The organism is Pseudochrobactrum lubricantis, from assembly GCF_041929865.1.
In the GTDB taxonomy this organism is placed as follows: Bacteria; Pseudomonadota; Alphaproteobacteria; order Rhizobiales; family Rhizobiaceae; genus Pseudochrobactrum; species Pseudochrobactrum saccharolyticum.
In genome coordinates this window covers 219632-236281 of record NZ_JBHEEE010000006.1, presented here as the reverse complement: position 1 = coordinate 236281, position 16650 = coordinate 219632, and the positions used below count along the sequence as shown (strand labels likewise).

Genomic DNA, 16650 nt, shown 5'->3' with positions numbered 1-16650 from the left:
ATTCGCCTGTAATAATCAACTCCTGTCCGGTCGGCTCAATATGAAATTTCTGTATCAGAGGTGATGCAGAAAAGCCGCGAAATGATTTTTACCAACAAAAAATGCCTGAAAACTGATATGTCTTGCAGCACCGGCTTTTCAATCGGCTGAAATTATGCAGTAACGATATGGCAAGTAACGGAGACACTGCGGGCACAATGACAAAATTTGTCATGTATAAGGAGGACGGAGATAAAGGGGACGGTCATCATGAAACCGCAGCTCCGAAAACCGTCGCCAGCTTTGTGGCGGATCCGGTGAGCGTGCGGCCGTGGTATTGGCTGAAGCGCTTTTTGCTGTTGCTGGCAATTGCGCCTTTCGCTCTGCTTTTTCTCTACAAGCTGCCCTTTGTGCATCCGGTCTCAACCCTGATGATCAAGGATCTGGTGACGCTGAAAGGCTATGAGCGCCACTGGGTGCCGCTGGAGGATATTGCGCCGGTACTGGTCAATTCGGTGATGATGTCCGAGGACGGGCAGTTTTGCAGCCATTATGGCATTGACTGGAATCAGCTGAAACTGGTGCTGGGCAGTGACGGTGAGCCAAGCCGCGGCGCCTCGACAATCCCGATGCAGACGGTGAAAAATCTGTTTCTCTGGAACGGGCGCTCTTATGTGCGCAAGGCACTGGAATTCCCGCTGGCGCAGGCCGCTTCATTGATTCTTTCCAAGCGCCGGATGATGGAGATTTATCTCAATATCGTGGAGTGGGGTGACGGGATTTAAGGCATTGAAGCCGCTGCCCAGCATTATTTCAAGCGTCCGGCATCCAAATTGACGGCGCGGCAGGCTGCCTATCTCGCAGTCACGCTGCCGAATCCGATTCTCCGCGATGCGTCCAAGCCAAGCCGCGGTATGGTGCGGATTTCCCGTATTATTGAGCGCAGAGCCCAAAACAGCGGCGCTTATGTCGGCTGTGTGCAATAAAATCAGCAAAATTTGAGCAAAAGCGCGAAATTTTTTGTCCTTTAGCCGTGAATGATGCTATAGGGCAGCGACTGAAATACATTTCTGAGCAGGTTTTTAAGCCGGTAAATCGGGATTTGCATAAAAAAAATGCGAGTCCTGCTGGTCAAAAGACGTTTGAGCGTGTATAGGCAGCAAAACTTTCCGGAACAATGTCCGATGTGACAGCCTTGCTATGAGGCACCGGACATTCGATTGACTAATCACTGGAGCAGAATCAATGGCTGTACCTAAACGAAAAACTTCCCCTTCGAAGCGCGGCATGCGTCGTTCGGCTGATGCGCTGAAGGCTCCGACATATGTTGAAGACAAGAACTCCGGCGAACTGCGTCGCCCGCACCATATCGACCTGAAAAGCGGTATGTATCGCGGCCGTCAGGTTCTGGAGCCAAAGGAAGCGTAATTTCGCTTTTTCTTGGAGCTTTTAAAAAAGACCGGCTTTTCAGCCGGTCTTTTTTGTTTGCAATTTGCCTGTCTATTCCGCCAGCGCATCACCTGTGCAGCGAGGACCGGTTGTTTCTGGCATGTTTTGCGCAAAAGCACGGTAATCTGCCTGTAATGCAGCACGGGGTTATGCGAAAAATTCAAAACCTTGATCGCAATTAGTGCCAGCATCATTTGTAACTGACGTTATACTGAGGAAAAGCCGGTTCTGCGTATATGCGGGAAACAGGCATTATTGGGATGTGAGGAAGTTATCTGTCATGAGCAAAGAAACAACAGTCGTCATTGCCAGCGCTGCGCGTACTCCTGTCGGTTCATTCAACGGGGCTTTCGCCAATGTGCCTGCCCATGAGCTGGGTGCAACAGCGATCAAGGCTGCGCTGGAACGCGCCGGTGTTGCTGCGGCTGATGTTGATGAAGTGATTTTCGGTCAGGTGCTGACAGCAGGGCAGGGGCAGAATCCGGTGCGTCAGGCGGCGATTGCTGCCGGTTGTCCGATTGAGACAACGGGTTTTGCCGTGAACCAGCTTTGCGGCTCCGGCCTGCGCTCTGTGGCGCTGGGCTTGCAGCAGATTGCCAATGGTGATGCATCGGTGATTGTTGCCGGTGGTCAGGAATCCATGTCGATGGCTCCGCATTGTGCGCATCTGCGCTCCGGTACCAAAATGGGCGACATGACCATGATTGATACCATGATGAAGGACGGTCTGACGGACGCTTTCCACGGTTATCCTATGGGCGTAACAGCCGAGAATATTGCTGATCGCTGGCAGCTGACCCGTGAGGATCAGGACAATTTCGCTCTTGCTTCCCAGAACAAGGCCGAGGCAGCGCAGGTTGCCGGTCGTTTTAAAGATGAGATCGTGCCTGTCACCATCAAAACCCGTAAGGGTGAGGTGATCGTGAGCGAGGATGAATATATCCGCCACGGCACCACGATTGAGGCTTTGCAGAAGCTGCGTCCGGCTTTTGCCAAGGAAGGTACGGTTACCGCCGGTAATGCATCCGGTATCAATGATGGTGCGGCCGCAACAGTGCTGATGAGTGAAGCGGAAGCGGAGCGTCGCGGTATCAAACCATTGGCACGCATCACCTCCTGGGCAACGGCAGGCGTTGATCCGGCAGTGATGGGCACAGGACCTATTCCGGCCTCACGCAAAGCGCTGGAAAAAGCCGGCTGGACAGTGAAGGATCTGGATCTGGTTGAAGCCAATGAGGCTTTTGCGGCGCAGGCTTGCTGTGTGACCCGTGAGCTGGGGCTTGATCCGGCAATTGTCAATGTGAATGGCGGTGCTATCGCTATCGGTCATCCTATCGGCGCTTCCGGTGCCCGTGTTCTGACCACGCTGCTTTATGAAATGCAGCGCCGTGATGCCAAGAAAGGTCTGGCGACCCTGTGTATCGGCGGCGGCATGGGGGTTGCGCTCTGTGTTGAGCGCGACTGAACGTATTTGCAGATAAGTTAACAAGGCCCATTGTTACGAAAATCGAAGCCCCGAAGGAAATTAATCTTTTCGGGGCTTTTTGTTGCAGTGAAATTGCGTTTCATAAAGGCCTAATACTATATATAGTATCTATAATTTGTTTTGGCTCTGTATTTTGTGAAAACGAAACGGGAACTTTCATATAGCAGCGATTCGTCGCCGATTCGTTCAGGGTTTGGCCGAAAGCTTAATGAAAGCATGTTGTTTCGCTGCAATGTAGCGCATTCCGGTAATGTATTTTTAATCTTTATTAATGCTGTGCGGGTTTTTAAATTGGTATTATGTGCATATTACCACATCGCTATGTGCGGTCAGTGGTAAAAGTTAATTTCTCCGCTTTTTATTGCGTCGTTCCTATGTTGTTGAATCTGTATATTGTGTCTCTTTTTCTTAAAAACACAGGATGTTGTTTTGAACAAAATGAGAACTCGTGAAAACCATTGATTCGTAGCCTCTTTGTTCTTCTCGTGTTCTTTTCATTAAAATACAGGGTTTTTGCGGGCATTTTAGTGGATTCTAACGCCTGAAATGCGCGTAAAATTCTGACAAGATCGGGTTTTTGTGAAGAGCTGACATGGTTTCCTGTCATTTTCTGAAGTTTTGATACAAAAGAAGTCATAAAGGTGCCGTTGTTACCCTTTTAGTCAGAGACAGATAATGCTACCTGCTTTGCTCAATCTGTACTGGCTGACGGCAGGCAGACAGAAAAAATGGGGTTTGCCGGATCGGGTTGGCTATATTGCAAAATATGGCACTGACCTGCGGGGCGGATTTCATGTGTAACGACTTCATGAGACGGGGAATAATCAATTCCGCATGAATGACCAGAAGAACTCATTGACGCCTCCGCTTGGGGCGGCGTCTCTGCATCAGGGAACAGCACCGCTTATTGTGAGTGGGCGCGATGTAACCGCTGTGCTCGGGCCTACCAATACCGGTAAGACTCATCTGGCGCTGGAGCGTATGCTCGCCCATGAGAGCGGGATCATTGGTCTGCCGCTGCGCCTGCTGGCGCGTGAAGTTTATAATAAGCTGGTTACCAAAGTCGGCCCTGAAAAAGTAGCGCTGGTCACCGGCGAAGAAAAAATCATTCCGGCCGGTGCGAAATATTCCGTATGTACCGTTGAGGCTCTGCCGCGCCAGACCAATGCAGCTTTCGTTGCCATTGATGAAATACAGCTGGCTGCCGATCTGGAACGCGGCCATATTTTCACAGACCGTCTTTTACATTTACGTGGCCGGCAGGAAACCCTGCTGCTGGGCGCGGCAACTATGCGGCCTATTCTCGAAAAGCTGCTGCGCGGTATCAATATTATTACCCGTCCGCGTTTGTCGCATCTGGCCTATGCGGGTTCGAAAAAGATTACCCGCCTGCCACGTCGCAGTGCCATTGTCGCTTTCTCTGCCGATGAGGTTTATGCGATTGCCGAGCTGATCCGCCGACAGCGCGGTGGCGCAGCCGTAGTGATGGGCGCTTTGAGCCCGCGCACCCGCAATGCGCAGGTGGAGCTTTATCAGTCCGGCGATGTGGATTTTCTGGTGGCCACCGATGCGATCGGCATGGGACTTAATCTTGATGTTGACCATGTGGCCTTTGCGCAAGCGCGTAAATTTGACGGATTTCAGTATCGTGATCTGAACCCCGGTGAGCTCGGGCAGATTGCCGGTCGTGCGGGTCGTCACCTGCGCGATGGTACATTCGGCGTCACCGGTCAGGTTGATCCGTTTGATAAAGATCTTGTCGAGCGGATAGAATCGCATAATTTCGACGCGGTTAAAGTGTTGCAATGGCGCACGGCTCAGTTTGATTTTTCATCTGTTCGTGCATTGAAACACTCATTAGACCGTTCAGCGCCTTTGGAAGGGTTGACACGGGCGCTACCTGCGGTTGACATGCAGGCGCTTGAAAATCTGGCGCGTGATGAAGACATTATGCGGCTTGCGGATACGCCCAAGCGTGTGGAAATTTTGTGGGATGCCTGTGCGCTTCCCGACTATAGAAGGATTGCGCCGGCACAACATGCCGATATTATTGCCGCAATCTATAAGGATATCATCCGCAAAGGTTTTGTGGATGAAGACTATATGAGCGAGCAGGTGCATCGGTCCGACAGGACTGACGGTGAGATCGACACTCTATCTCATCGTATTGCACAAATTCGCACATGGACTTTTGTGTCGCATCGGCCGGGCTGGCTGGCAGATCCGGCACATTGGCAAGAAAAGACGCGCGAAATTGAGGACAGATTGTCTGACGCGCTGCATGAACGGTTGACGAAACGCTTTGTAGACCGCAGGACAAGCGTGCTTATGAAGCGCCTGAGAGAGAATGCCATGCTAGAAGCAGAAATTAGCCCGACAGGGGATGTACTTGTCGAAGACCACAATGTCGGGCAGTTGGAAGGATTCCGATTTACCGCCGACGTCAAGGCCGAAGGGCCGGACGCGAAAGCGGTAAAGGGGGCTGCACAAAAAGCGCTGGCCGCTGAATATGACCGTCGTGCAGAGCGCTTCTCTGCTGCGGCCAATGGCGATTTCGCCCTTGGCTCGGATGGTATTCTGCGCTGGGTCGGCGCTCCGGTTGCAACTCTGGTTGCCGGTGACAGCGTGATGCGTCCGCGCAGCGTTCTGCTGGCTGACGAGCAGCTGACAGGTGCTTCCCGTGAGAAAGTACAGAGCCGTATTGACCGCTTTGTCGCTCATCATATTGAGACCGTTCTCAAGCCATTACACGATCTGACTGAGGCTGATGCCCTGACCGGCATGACCCGTGGTCTGGCTTTCCGTCTGGTTGAGAGTTTCGGTGTGATCCAGCGTCGTGACATTGCTGAGGAAATCCGTGGTCTCGATCAGGATTCCCGCGCAGCTCTGCGTCGTTTCGGCGTACGCTTCGGTGCCTATCATGTATTTATCCCAGCATTGCTGAAACCGGCACCGGCAGGTTTGATGACACTGCTCTGGGCGCTAAGCAATGATGGCCGTGAACGCGCCGGTTACGGTGATGTTGTTCATGTTCTGGCCGCAGGCCGTACCTCGGTTGTTGTTGATCCGGCTTTCGATCCGGTTTTCTACACACTGGCCGGTTACCGCGTTCTTGGCCGCCGCGCTGTGCGTTTCGATATTCTGGAGCGTCTGGCCGATCTGATCCGTCCGGCTCTGGCCTGGCGTCCGGGTGCGGGTCTGCGCGCCGAAGGTGCCTATGACGGTGCCCGTTTCATGGTAACGCCGTCGATGATGTCTATTCTTGGTGCGACACCGGAAGACATGGAAGAAGTGCTGAAAAGCCTCGGCTACCGTCATGAAGCGATGGAAGCACCGGTTGTTGCTGCCAAGCTTGCAGAACTTGATGCTTTTGCTGAAGCTGATGCTGCCAAGCAGACCGGCGAAGCTGTAACAGAAGCTGCTGCTGAAGCTGAAGAACAGCCGGAAGCTGTGGCCGAAACCGTGAATACGGAAGAAGCTGAAGCACCGGTTGCAGAAGCGGCTGAGACTGCTGATGCTGTTGCAGAAGAACCAGTGAAAATGGTTCTGCTGTGGCGTCCGGGTCGTCACGACAACCGTGGCCGCGAGCAGGGCAAGGGACGCGAGCAGAATCGCAACCGTCCGCAGGGCAATCGCCGTGCGCCTGCTAAAGACGGCGCACCGGCTGATGCAGCTAAAGACAATGCGGGTGATAATCAGAACCGTGAAGGTCGCAGCAAGCGGTTTGAAAAAGCCGCACGGGTTGATTTCCGCAATGGTGAGCAGAAATCCGGCCGTAATGAACATCACGGCAAGCCGCGTCATGGCAAACGGGATCATGCTCAGGATCAGAAACGCGTTGAGCGCAATGAGCGTCCGGTGCAGATCGATCCTGATTCACCATTCGCCAAGCTGCTTGCTCTGAAAGAGCAGCTGAAGAAATAAGCGCATGAATACAGGTGCTTTAAAACAGCGCATTGATAAATGGTTGTTTTTCACCCGTGTCGTTAAATCACGCTCGCTCGCGGCAAAACTTGCTGCCGGCGGGCGTGTTCGTATTAACCGCGATAAAATAGATCAGGCATCTCACGGTATTAAAATCGGAGATGTAGTGACGGTCACGCTGGATCGCCGCATATTGATTTATAAAGTGCGCGAACTCGGAGAGCGTCGCGGCTCTTTTTCCGAAGCGCAATTGCTCTATGAAGATCTGACACCGCCAGCTGAAAAGACGGAAGAGCAGATGGCTGCGGTTGGTGAAAAACGGGATGCCGGTTCCGGCCGTCCGACAAAACGCGACCGCAGGGCAACGGAACGACTGAAACAAGGTGGTTCCGGTTTTGATGAGTTCTGAACTGCTTGATCGGGCTGATGTGAGTCGCATTCAGAGCATAATTCCGCAGGTTGACCGGTGTTTTCAGAAGCTGAACTATGCTTGAGATACTGAGTCGGGTCTGACCATTCTTTCAAATCTTCGTGTTGGCTTATTTTCTGTCCGGAATGAAGAATGATGCGGCGGAAGGATTGTGCTTTGTTAAAAGCCAGCGGGGACGCAGTTTTTCAGAAATTACGGCGATACAGAATGTGGTTCTTTTTTGCGGCGGAGCGTCGCGGCTGAGGGAAAACCCTCTTGCAAGCTGCGGCTAAAGCCTTTACCTGACAGACAGGTTTTCTGCCGTATTTCATATAGCGCAGTTGCTGAAAAACGGCATTCCGGTTTCGCAGGCCGGATGGCAGGATCAGTCAGTTATCCTGACACCTGCCGGATGTTATGCCAAATGATATGATTGTAATTTTGGCCGCAGATTATGTGTGGCAGTTCAAAGCTCTGGGAGTTCGACAATGACTTATGTCGTGACCGATAACTGCATTCGTTGCAAATATACGGATTGCGTGGAGGTCTGCCCTGTCGATTGTTTCTATGAAGGCGAGAATATGCTCGTCATCAATCCTGATGAGTGTATTGACTGCGGCGTATGTGAGCCAGAATGTCCTGCAGAAGCAATCCGTCCGGATACAGAGCCGGGTCTTGATAAATGGATTGAGCTGAATTCTGAATATTCAGCGAAATGGCCAAATCTCACCGTGAAAAAAGACCAGATGCCTGAAGCCGCTGAAATGGATGGCGTCGCTAATAAGCTTGAACAGTTCTTCTCGGCAGAGCCTGGCGAAGGCGATTGATTCTCCGCTGATATGCCGGAATAACCACAGGATCAGCCGTGTCAATTAACGGTTTATTAACACAAATCGCCCGGTCGGGCGGCTTGTGACGGCATTTTGTTGATTCTGCCGGTTTTTTGTGTTACTGTCCACGATAATGTCGATGAGCAGGCGTCATTTCGTGGCGGCTACAGGTATTCACTGAAAGGCTGATATAAATTACAGGCTGAAATAGTGCCGGGGCAAGTTTGTTTTTAAATTTTGCTCCCACCGTTTATCCTGTGATTTTTTTTGCTTAAGTTTTGCCTCAGCATCCCTTTTACATTCTGTTTCGGCACTTGTTTTAATCAGCTGTTATGCCTGTTCCGTTTCCCGCGGGGCTGGTCGCAGGACTGATTGTATCACCGCGTGTAAACCGGCGCTCCAGGTGCCGGACACTACAGGGAGTATTGAAGCGTATGTCATCCCAGCAGAAGAAGGCCGCCGTCCGTCAGGGTTTTAAGACGGGTGAGTCGATTGTGTATCCGTCGCATGGTGTGGGACAGATCGTTGCAATCGAAGAGCAGGAAGTTGCAGGCATGAAGCTTGAGCTTTTTGTTATTGATTTCGATAAAGATAAGATGCGCCTTAAAGTGCCGGTGGCTAAAGCGGCTACCATTGGTATGCGTAAATTGTCAGAAGGTGATTTCGTAGAACGCGCCTTGAAAGTCTTGCAGGGTCGTGCCCGTATCAAGCGCACCATGTGGTCGCGCCGGGCTCAGGAATATGATGCAAAAATCAATTCCGGTGATCTGATTTCCATTGCAGAAGTCGTGCGTGATCTTTTCCGTGCAGAAAACCAGCCGGAACAGTCTTATTCCGAGCGTCAGCTTTATGAAGCAGCTCTGGATCGTATGGCGCGTGAAGTTGCAGCTGTAAACAAGCTGTCTGATACAGAATCTGTACGCCTCATTGAAGCTAATCTGGCTAAAGGACCGAAACGCGGTGCGAAGACTGATGAAGCTGAAGTTGAGGATGATGAAGCCGAAGCTGCATAATTCTACGCAATTCAGGCTGAAACATAGTCGTTTATAACAATAACGCCGTTCTGTTCACTCAGAGCGGCGTTATTGTTTTATGTATATTTTCGCTACGTAGTAATGATTGCACAGCATGTATCTGCTCTGAAGCATGTGCTGGAGCACAAAAAGTGTTTTTCAAGCTCTCTGTTCAAAAAAATCATAAAATTAGCAGAAGATGAAGGAACCGGCCTTCCATTGATGCGTTTAACTCCTAGAGCGGTTTACGTCCAAATTGGATCATAGTGCTCGCTCTAGATTCTTTATTTGGTCGCATTATCACGGGCGTCAAGTTGATCCAACTTAACTGTGAAATGCTCTAGCGGATAACGTGATCCTCATAAGCAGGTTGCGTTGATATTTTCGTTATGGAGATTGAAATGAAGCCTGTAGCGTCCTCCTCCACCGAAGTTACGAAACGTACCGTCTCTTTTGTATCCTCCAGAAATCTTATTCGCAGTGCTATGTCCGCGCCTTATCTTGAACGGGAACAGGAACAGGAACTTGTTCAGCGCTGGAAAGAGCAGGGCGATCAGCATGCGCTGGATGAAATTACCTCATCCCATATGCGGCTGGTGATTTCCACCGCCGGACGGTTCCGCAAATTTGATTTGCCGATGGCCGATCTCATACAGGAAGGGACAGTGGGGCTTATGGAGGCTGCTTTCCGCTTTGAACCGGAGCGGGAGGTGCGTTTTTCCACCTATGCGATCTGGTGGATCAGAGCATCGATACAGGACTATATTCTGCGCAATTGGTCGATTGTGCGTGGCGGTACAAGTTCAACGCAGAAAGCTTTGTTTTTCAATCTGCGCCGTTTACGTGCAAAACTGGTGCAGAGCAATGAAACCCTGTCGAAGCGCGAATTATATACCCGTATTTCCGATCAGCTCGGCGTGTCTGAAAAAGATGTGGAACTGATGGATTCCAGATTATCCGGCCCCGACAGTTCTTTAAGTATGACTGTTTCGCCGGATGACAGCAGCAGCGCGGAGAAGATTGATTTTCTGGTCGACGATCACCCGCTGCAAGATGAAATTGTTGAGAATATGATCGACAGCGAGCGACGTGTCAGCTGGCTGAAACAGGCATTATCTGTACTCAATGATCGCGAATTGCGTATTATCCGCGAGCGTCGTTTGAAAGATGATGCCGTGACACTGGAAATGCTGGGAGAAAAACTTGGTATTTCCAAAGAACGTGTCCGCCAGATTGAAAACCGTGCTTTGGAAAAATTGCGGGCTGCGTTGCTTTCCCAGAATGGTATTGCAGCCTATCACGCCTGAGTACGACCAATGTGCTTATAAAAAAGCCCGCTTTAAAGCGGGCTTTCTCGTTTCAGGTTGAAGGTGTCGTCAGATGCCTGTCAGACCGTCCATACCGATATAGGCAATGCGCAGCATATTGGTATTGCCAGGAGTTCTGAGCGGCACACCGACAGTGATAATCACACGATCGCCCGGTTTGGCGAACTCTTCCCGATGGGCAATATGACAGGCGCGGTTGACCACATCATCCAGATCACGCGCATCTTCAGTCACCACGCAATGCAGCCCCCAGACGATCGACAGACGACGTGCTGTCTCAACGACCGGCGACAGGGCAATAATCGGCGTCAGCGGGCGCTCACGCGACGCTCTGAGGCCTGTGGTGCCCGATGAAGTATAGCAAATGATCGCCGAAAGGTTGAGTGTGGTGGCAATCTGGCGGGCTGCCAGCGATACCGCATCCGCACCGGTGGCTTCCGGTTCGGAACGCTGATTATTGACGATGGACGGATAATTCGGATCGCGTTCTACTTTCTCAGCAATCCGCGCCATGGTCGCAACCGCTTCCACCGGATAATCACCGGCGGCAGATTCCGCAGACAGCATCACCGCATCTGCACCATCAAACACGGCAGTCGCCACATCGGAGACTTCCGCACGGGTTGGCACCGGAGCTGTAATCATGGATTCCAGCATTTGGGTGGCAACCACAACAGGCTTACCGGCTTTGCGGCAGGCGCGCACAATCTGTTTCTGAATGCCCGGAACGCTTTCCAGCGGCATTTCTACACCCAGATCACCACGGGCAACCATCAGCGCATCCGACAATTCGATAATTTCATCGAGACGGGTAACTGCCTGCGGCTTTTCAATTTTCGACATCAGCGCCACGCGACCACGCGCAATCTTGCGCACTTCCGCCAGATCTTCCGGCCGCTGAATGAAGGACAGTGCTACCCAGTCAATATCTTCCAACAACACAGCATCAAGATCACGGCGATCTTTTTCTGTCAGCGCGCCGACCGGCAATGTCGTATCCGGCAGGCTTACACCTTTGCGGTCAGAAATTTTGGTGCCGGAGATTACTTTACAACGGATAGACTTACCGTCGGTCGCTTCAGCCTGCAAAGCTAAACGACCATCGTCAATCAGCAGACGGTCACCGGCCTGTACGGCCTGCAGAATTTCCGGATGCGGCAGGAAAACACGATTTTCATCGCCCAGTGTTTCATCGTCATCAAGCGTGAAAATCTGACCCGGTGTGAGTTCGACTTTGCCGTCTTTGAATTTGCCGACACGTAGTTTCGGGCCCTGCAAATCTGCGAGAATACCGATCGGGCGTCCGAGTTTGCGCTCTACATTGCGGATGCGGCGCACCAGCTCACGCATCAGGTCGTGATCGGCATGGCTCATATTGATGCGGAAGACATCGGCACCGGCCGCGAATAATTTCTCAATAACCGCTTCATCCGAAGATGCGGGCCCAAGTGTTGCGAGGATCTTTACCTTACGCGCACGTCTCATTGGTGATTGGTTCCTGTCACTGTGGCATTGCCGGCTGGTGCATCATCAGTCAGCTGCACCATCCAGCTTGATTGTTCGCCCGTATCATATTCCTGAAAACCGGAGCGCTGATAACCGCGGGCAAAACAGTCATTCACGCCGTTAATTTTGAATTCGTTTTCAGCCACACACATATTGACCTTGCCGTCCCAGCGGCCGCCGCCTTCTGAATCCTCAGCATAAACATAGTAATAGCGGGAGGTCAGCGGGCCTTCGATCAGGGTCTTACAGCTTGATCCGTTAATATGCCACCAGCCTTCCGTGATCCATCCGCTCTTGGCGCGATAGCCGATTGCGACACCGACAAGATTTTGCGTCGAATTACAAACGCGAAAATCGGCACGGGCTTCAGGTGCGGAAAAGATAACAGAAATCAATGTGACCGAAACAAAAGCCAGACAATAGAACAAGGTAGAATGAAGACGCATCCGCCAGAACCTTTCAGCGCACGGTACTGCTTAAATATGACAGCAAGGTGTAACAGCCTGACCATTACCACCGGACTGCATCTTTTGTTCGGCTCTGTTTCGGGCAGAAACAAATGATACAGCACTGTAAACAACCGGGTTGCGGCACCGTATCTGCTTCACCATGAAAATGCGATGCCGTAAAGCCGCATAATTCACGCAAGTTGCAGGCAGACTCAAGAGCCTGAGGTCAGTTTTCCGCTGTAAATCAGAACTAATTGCAAAATAACCTGTCTTGCCGGTCAAGCCGCTATCGGCAACCTTTGTAATCATCTCCGGCAGATAGTGACGGATCACAGTCTGAAAAATACCTCCTGTTTTGCGAATTCAGTGGTTTTCAGTTGTCACAATTGTAATCAAATCGATTTAATTGCTGTTTTGTCTATAGCCCACACTCCGACCGGATACTAGAGCGTATCGCGTTTAATTATATCCGCTGCGCGTGCTCTATCTTTTTGTTTTTACGTCTATCCATTTGAGCCAGGCATGCTCTGGCCTATCTTGCAAAATGGAGCGCCGGTCACAAATGGCTCGCAATTCCTTGCAATCCATTTATATGTTGATCATCCAATCCATAGCCGGAAACGAGATGACAGGTTTTTCCCCTTTTGAGACCATTGACGGTGATTTTGAGCAAGGTCTGCTGCTGATTGCCGATCATGCCAGCCGTGCAGTGCCTGAGGACTATGGCACGCTCGGGCTGGAGCCACGTGTTTTTGAACGCCATATCGCCTATGATATCGGCGTTGAGATGCTGACCAGAGCGCTGGCAGAAAAGCTGAACAGTCCGGCTGTGCTCGGCGGTTTTTCACGGCTGCTGATTGATCCGAACCGCGGCGAGGATGATCCGACGCTGATTATGCAGCTGTCGGACGGTGCTGTTATTCCGGCTAATTATCCGATGCGGACTGAAGAGCGGGAAAACCGGCTGAACCGCTTTTACCGCCCTTATCACTATGCGGTTGATGCAGCCTGCAACAAGATGCTGCAAGCCGGTGGAAGCGCCCCTTTTGTCGTCTCTGTTCATTCCTATACGCCGGTCTGGAAAACCATACCGCGCCCGTGGCAGGTTGCATTGCTCTGGGATAATGATGACCGGGCAATAACACCGCTTTTGTCGATGTTACGTGAAGACGGTACATTATCTGTCGGCGATAATGAGCCCTATGACGGCGCTCTGCGGAATGACACATTGTTTCGCCATTGTACCGCTAAAGGCTATGCCAATGTGCTGATTGAAGTGCGGCAGGATCTGATCGCAACACCGGAAGGTGTGCAGGTTTGGGCCGATCGCCTTGCGCCTATGCTGGCACATATCAATATGATGGATGGTATTCACGATATCCGCCATTATGGTTCACGCACCGGTTCCGTTGAACGGATTTGAGCTGCGAAAGGAAATTGCATGACACATATTACAGGTAATCAGCGTCTCGCCTATGAGGCAGCAGCTTTTCGCAAGCTGGTTGAGCATTTGCGCAACCGCACCGATGTTCAGAATATCGATATGATGAACCTGACCGGCTTTTGTCGCAACTGCCTGTCCAACTGGTTTCAGGAAGCGGCCAATGCTGATGGCAATGCGCTGACCAAAGACGAAGCACGCGCCGAGATTTACGGCATGCCTTATGATGAATGGCGGGAAAAATATCAGACACCGGCCAGTCAGGCGCAGCAGGATGCTTTTTCCGCACGAAAACCAAGCCACTAATAAAGCTGCTTCAGAAAAAGTGGCTACCGGTTTTTTGCCCGAAGCCGCGACAGATAAAAAACAGAGTGGGTTTTCACTCGAAAATTGAACCACTCTGTAGATTTTAACCAGTATCTTACCGCTTGGCGGCTAGTTTAAGTTCCAAGATTCTTAAATCCATTGCTTGACCATGCGGCTCATGTGAGGCAACCAAGACCACCTGTTTTAAGGCCTGCGACTCGCCCAGCGTTTCATATGGTCTTGTCTATAATCGGAGAATGATATTGAGCGACGATATTACCGGCGACAACGCCCAGTCCATTGCAGTCGGCCAGCTGCGTGCATTTATTGAACGTATTGAACGTCTGGAAGAAGAAAAGAAAACCATTTCTGATGATATCAAAGAGGTTTTCGCTGAGCTGAAAGGCTCCGGCTTTGACTCCAAAGCCGTACGCACCATCATCCGCCTGCGTAAGAAAGAAGCGCATGAGCGTCAGGAAGAAGAAGCGATGATCCAGCTTTATATGGACGCGCTCGGCATGAGCTGATTTCAGCAGTGCTGAAACAAAAAGGGGGCTTTCGCCCCCTTTTTTATTGCTAAAAATCAGTGTCAAACATCAAGCAGTTTCTCAAAACCACCATAGATCATACGCTTGCCGTCAAAAGGCATGGATTCACCCATCGCCTGCATGCGGGGATCTTCCATCATTTTTTTCCAGGTTGTATCGCGCACAGTTTTGTTCGGAAATTCAATCCAGCTGAACACAACAACTTCGCCGTCTTTGGCCTGCACGGAGCGGCGGAAATCCGTCAGCTTGCCATCCGGCACATCATCGCCCCAGCACTCAACAATGCGGGTGGCGCCAAATTCTTTAAAAATCACAGCCGCTTCAGCTGCATGTTTACGGTAGTCTTCTTTGCGGTTTTCCGGCACAGAAGCGACAAAACCCTCGACATATCCCATTTTCATTCTCCTCCTTGTGGGCAACTTTATTCTTGCGTTGACTTAATATGTTGATATCAACATAATTGTAAAATGTCAATGAATGTACCATTTTCGACCACACTGGAAGTCCGTGATACATGTCTGTGCCTGCACGCACAGCGCGCAGCCCGTGCTTTAGCCCGTTATTTTGACGATGCTTTGAGGCCTTTCGGACTGACAAACGGCCAGTTTTCTTTGCTGATGGCTTTAAACAGGCCTGAACCGCCATCCATCGCACCGGTTGCCCAATTGCTCGCTATGGATCGCACGACTTTAACGGCCGCACTCAAGCCGCTTCAGAAAAAAGCACTGATAGAAATTATACCAGATGCAGCAGACCGGCGCAGCCGATTATTACTGCTGACACCCAAAGGTTCAGCTCTGCTGGCAGAAGCCGTGCCTGTCTGGCGGCAGACCCATGCAGAACTGGAAAATAACCTTCTGAACGGTAACGGTGATTTTTTGCGCTCAATGCTGCTCAGCCTTGGGAATATCACTCCGGCATGAAACACAAAGCTGTGTTATCAGAATAGTTTGCCGCGCTTTTTCTTTCCCTCCGCATCTTTTTAGTCATAATCCGCTCTGAACGAATAATGCATATCCTGCGGAGGAAACGGAATGCGCATGAAACAACTCGGACGGTCAGATTTACAGGTTTCACCTTTCTGCTTCGGCGGCAATGTGTTCGGCTGGACAGCCAATGAAACCACATCTTTTGCTTTGCTCGACCGTCTGCTCGATGCTGACCTGACATTTATTGATACGGCCAATGTCTATTCCCGCTGGGTAGAGGGGCATAAGGGCGGTGAATCGGAAACCGTTATCGGGAACTGGCTCAAAAGCCGTGGCAGCCGTGACAAGATGATCATTGCCACCAAGGTTGGTGCCGATATGGGCGAAGGCTTTACCATGGCGCCTGCCCATATCCGTGAATGTGTTGACGCTTCGCTCAAGCGCCTGCAAACAGATTATATTGATCTCTACCAGTCGCATTATGATGATCCGAATACGCCGTTTGAGGATGTGCTCGGTACATTTCAGGATCTGATCAAAGCCGGTAAAGTCCGTGCAATCGGTGCATCCAATATCACTGGGGAGCGCCTGCAAAGTGCATTGGAAATTTCAGAGAAACATAATCTGCCGCGTTATGACTCATTGCAGCCGTTGTATAATCTCTATGATCGCAAGGATTATGAAACCACGCTGGAGCCGGTGGTGAGCGCCAATCAGGTTGGCGTTATTCCTTATTATACGCTGGCGGCTGGTTTCCTCACGGGGAAATATCGCAGCGAGAAAGATTTAGGCATTAGCCCGCGTGGTAACAGGGTCGGCACCAGCTATCTCAATGAACGCGGATTGAAGATTCTGGTAGCGATGGATCAGGTGGCAGAACGCTATAGCGTGACTGTGGCGCAAATTGCTGTTGCATGGATGATGGCTCAGCCGTCAATCACAGCACCGATCGCCAGCGCCACCAAGATTGAGCAGCTGGAAGAACTGATTAAAGCGACTCAGCTGACGCTCGATCAGGGCGCATTGGATGTTCTGAACAAGGCCAGCGCATAA

Annotated in this window: 15 protein-coding genes and 2 pseudogenes; 13 read left to right on the top strand and 4 right to left on the bottom strand. The window is 51.1% G+C overall.

What is annotated here, in order from left to right; translation table 11 throughout:
• Nucleotides 1–197: 197 nt before the first annotated feature.
• From mtgA to JNC80_RS14105, 8 genes and pseudogenes are all read left to right on the top strand, one after another.
• Nucleotides 198–965, top strand: a pseudogene (gene mtgA, locus JNC80_RS14140) (monofunctional biosynthetic peptidoglycan transglycosylase).
• 259 nt (nucleotides 966–1224) lie between these two features.
• Nucleotides 1225–1407: a 50S ribosomal protein L32 gene (gene rpmF / locus JNC80_RS14135; RefSeq protein ID WP_022709922.1), complete on the top strand. Its 183-nt coding sequence runs from the start codon at nucleotides 1225–1227 to the stop codon at nucleotides 1405–1407.
• 301 nt (nucleotides 1408–1708) lie between these two features.
• A complete protein-coding gene (locus tag JNC80_RS14130; protein ID WP_376710656.1) occupies nucleotides 1709–2893 on the top strand; it encodes an acetyl-CoA C-acetyltransferase in 1185 nt (394 codons plus the stop codon).
• Nucleotides 2894–3769: 876 nt separating this feature from the next.
• On the top strand, nucleotides 3770–6838 hold the full coding sequence (locus tag JNC80_RS14125) for a helicase-related protein (protein ID WP_376710707.1): 3069 nt from the start codon (nucleotides 3770–3772) through the stop codon (nucleotides 6836–6838).
• A 4-nt stretch (nucleotides 6839–6842) separates the two neighbouring features.
• Nucleotides 6843–7247, top strand: coding sequence for an Hsp15 family ribosome-associated heat shock protein (locus JNC80_RS14120; protein WP_376710655.1), 405 nt, complete (start codon nucleotides 6843–6845; stop codon nucleotides 7245–7247).
• Nucleotides 7248–7735: 488 nt separating this feature from the next.
• Nucleotides 7736–8074: a ferredoxin FdxA gene (gene fdxA, locus JNC80_RS14115; RefSeq protein WP_022709929.1), complete on the top strand. Its 339-nt coding sequence runs from the start codon at nucleotides 7736–7738 to the stop codon at nucleotides 8072–8074.
• Between the two features lie 437 nt (nucleotides 8075–8511).
• Nucleotides 8512–9090 carry a CarD family transcriptional regulator gene (locus JNC80_RS14110; protein ID WP_028233395.1) on the top strand — a complete coding sequence of 193 codons (579 nt, stop codon included), beginning with the start codon at nucleotides 8512–8514 and terminating at the stop codon, nucleotides 9088–9090.
• A gap of 401 nt (nucleotides 9091–9491) precedes the next feature.
• Entirely contained in the window at nucleotides 9492–10397 is a 906-nt protein-coding gene (locus tag JNC80_RS14105) for an RNA polymerase factor sigma-32 (RefSeq protein WP_151160273.1), read from the top strand.
• A gap of 69 nt (nucleotides 10398–10466) precedes the next feature.
• Here JNC80_RS14105 and pyk read toward each other — a convergent pair whose 3' ends face one another.
• The 3 genes and pseudogenes from pyk to JNC80_RS14090 form a co-directional block, all read right to left on the bottom strand.
• Nucleotides 10467–11903, bottom strand: a complete 1437-nt coding sequence (gene pyk / locus JNC80_RS14100; RefSeq protein WP_075657271.1) for a pyruvate kinase — start codon at nucleotides 11901–11903, stop codon at nucleotides 10467–10469.
• Nucleotides 11900–12292: pseudogene (locus JNC80_RS14095) on the bottom strand (DUF1036 domain-containing protein); the annotation flags it as partial. The gene pyk and the pseudogene JNC80_RS14095, both read right to left, overlap by 4 nt.
• Before the next feature lie 108 nt (nucleotides 12293–12400).
• A complete protein-coding gene (locus JNC80_RS14090; RefSeq protein ID WP_151160272.1) occupies nucleotides 12401–12706 on the bottom strand; it encodes a hypothetical protein in 306 nt (101 codons plus the stop codon).
• 292 nt (nucleotides 12707–12998) lie between these two features.
• Between JNC80_RS14090 and JNC80_RS14085 the strand changes: the two genes are divergently transcribed.
• From JNC80_RS14085 to JNC80_RS14075, 3 genes are all read left to right on the top strand, one after another.
• Nucleotides 12999–13796 (top strand): N-formylglutamate amidohydrolase, encoded by a 798-nt coding sequence (locus JNC80_RS14085; protein WP_376710654.1) that lies wholly within the window; start codon nucleotides 12999–13001, stop codon nucleotides 13794–13796.
• 18 nt (nucleotides 13797–13814) lie between these two features.
• On the top strand, nucleotides 13815–14120 hold the full coding sequence (locus tag JNC80_RS14080; RefSeq protein WP_376710653.1) for a DUF1244 domain-containing protein: 306 nt from the start codon (nucleotides 13815–13817) through the stop codon (nucleotides 14118–14120).
• Nucleotides 14121–14377: 257 nt separating this feature from the next.
• Nucleotides 14378–14647, top strand: coding sequence for a DUF2312 domain-containing protein (locus JNC80_RS14075; protein ID WP_033315879.1), 270 nt, complete (start codon nucleotides 14378–14380; stop codon nucleotides 14645–14647).
• A 62-nt stretch (nucleotides 14648–14709) separates the two neighbouring features.
• Here the strand turns inward: JNC80_RS14075 and JNC80_RS14070 are convergent, their stop codons facing one another.
• The gene (locus tag JNC80_RS14070; RefSeq protein ID WP_075657275.1) at nucleotides 14710–15063 is read right to left on the bottom strand and encodes a DUF1428 domain-containing protein; all 354 of its coding nucleotides are present in this window, start codon (nucleotides 15061–15063) and stop codon (nucleotides 14710–14712) included.
• Nucleotides 15064–15135: 72 nt separating this feature from the next.
• Here JNC80_RS14070 and JNC80_RS14065 point away from each other — a divergent pair, with 72 nt between their 5' ends.
• Both JNC80_RS14065 and JNC80_RS14060 read left to right on the top strand, forming a co-directional pair.
• The gene (locus tag JNC80_RS14065; RefSeq protein WP_151160269.1) at nucleotides 15136–15591 is read left to right on the top strand and encodes a MarR family winged helix-turn-helix transcriptional regulator; all 456 of its coding nucleotides are present in this window, start codon (nucleotides 15136–15138) and stop codon (nucleotides 15589–15591) included.
• A 111-nt stretch (nucleotides 15592–15702) separates the two neighbouring features.
• Nucleotides 15703–16650: an aldo/keto reductase gene (locus JNC80_RS14060; protein WP_376710652.1), complete on the top strand. Its 948-nt coding sequence runs from the start codon at nucleotides 15703–15705 to the stop codon at nucleotides 16648–16650.

Bases quoted from the DNA above. Each gene is read 5' to 3' on its own strand.
- rpmF (WP_022709922.1), top strand. From the start codon at position 1,225: ATGGCTGTACCTAAACGAAAAACTTCCCCTTCGAAGCGCGGCATGCGT.
- JNC80_RS14130 (WP_376710656.1), top strand. From the start codon at position 1,709: ATGAGCAAAGAAACAACAGTCGTCATTGCCAGCGCTGCGCGTACTCCT.
- JNC80_RS14120 (WP_376710655.1), top strand. From the start codon at position 6,843: ATGAATACAGGTGCTTTAAAACAGCGCATTGATAAATGGTTGTTTTTC.
- fdxA (WP_022709929.1), top strand. From the start codon at position 7,736: ATGACTTATGTCGTGACCGATAACTGCATTCGTTGCAAATATACGGAT.
- JNC80_RS14110 (WP_028233395.1), top strand. From the start codon at position 8,512: ATGTCATCCCAGCAGAAGAAGGCCGCCGTCCGTCAGGGTTTTAAGACG.
- JNC80_RS14105 (WP_151160273.1), top strand. From the start codon at position 9,492: ATGAAGCCTGTAGCGTCCTCCTCCACCGAAGTTACGAAACGTACCGTC.
- pyk (WP_075657271.1), bottom strand. From the start codon at position 11,903: ATGAGACGTGCGCGTAAGGTAAAGATCCTCGCAACACTTGGGCCCGCA.
- JNC80_RS14085 (WP_376710654.1), top strand. From the start codon at position 12,999: ATGACAGGTTTTTCCCCTTTTGAGACCATTGACGGTGATTTTGAGCAA.
- JNC80_RS14080 (WP_376710653.1), top strand. From the start codon at position 13,815: ATGACACATATTACAGGTAATCAGCGTCTCGCCTATGAGGCAGCAGCT.
- JNC80_RS14075 (WP_033315879.1), top strand. From the start codon at position 14,378: ATGATATTGAGCGACGATATTACCGGCGACAACGCCCAGTCCATTGCA.
- JNC80_RS14070 (WP_075657275.1), bottom strand. From the start codon at position 15,063: ATGGGATATGTCGAGGGTTTTGTCGCTTCTGTGCCGGAAAACCGCAAA.
- JNC80_RS14065 (WP_151160269.1), top strand. From the start codon at position 15,136: ATGTCAATGAATGTACCATTTTCGACCACACTGGAAGTCCGTGATACA.
- JNC80_RS14060 (WP_376710652.1), top strand. From the start codon at position 15,703: ATGCGCATGAAACAACTCGGACGGTCAGATTTACAGGTTTCACCTTTC.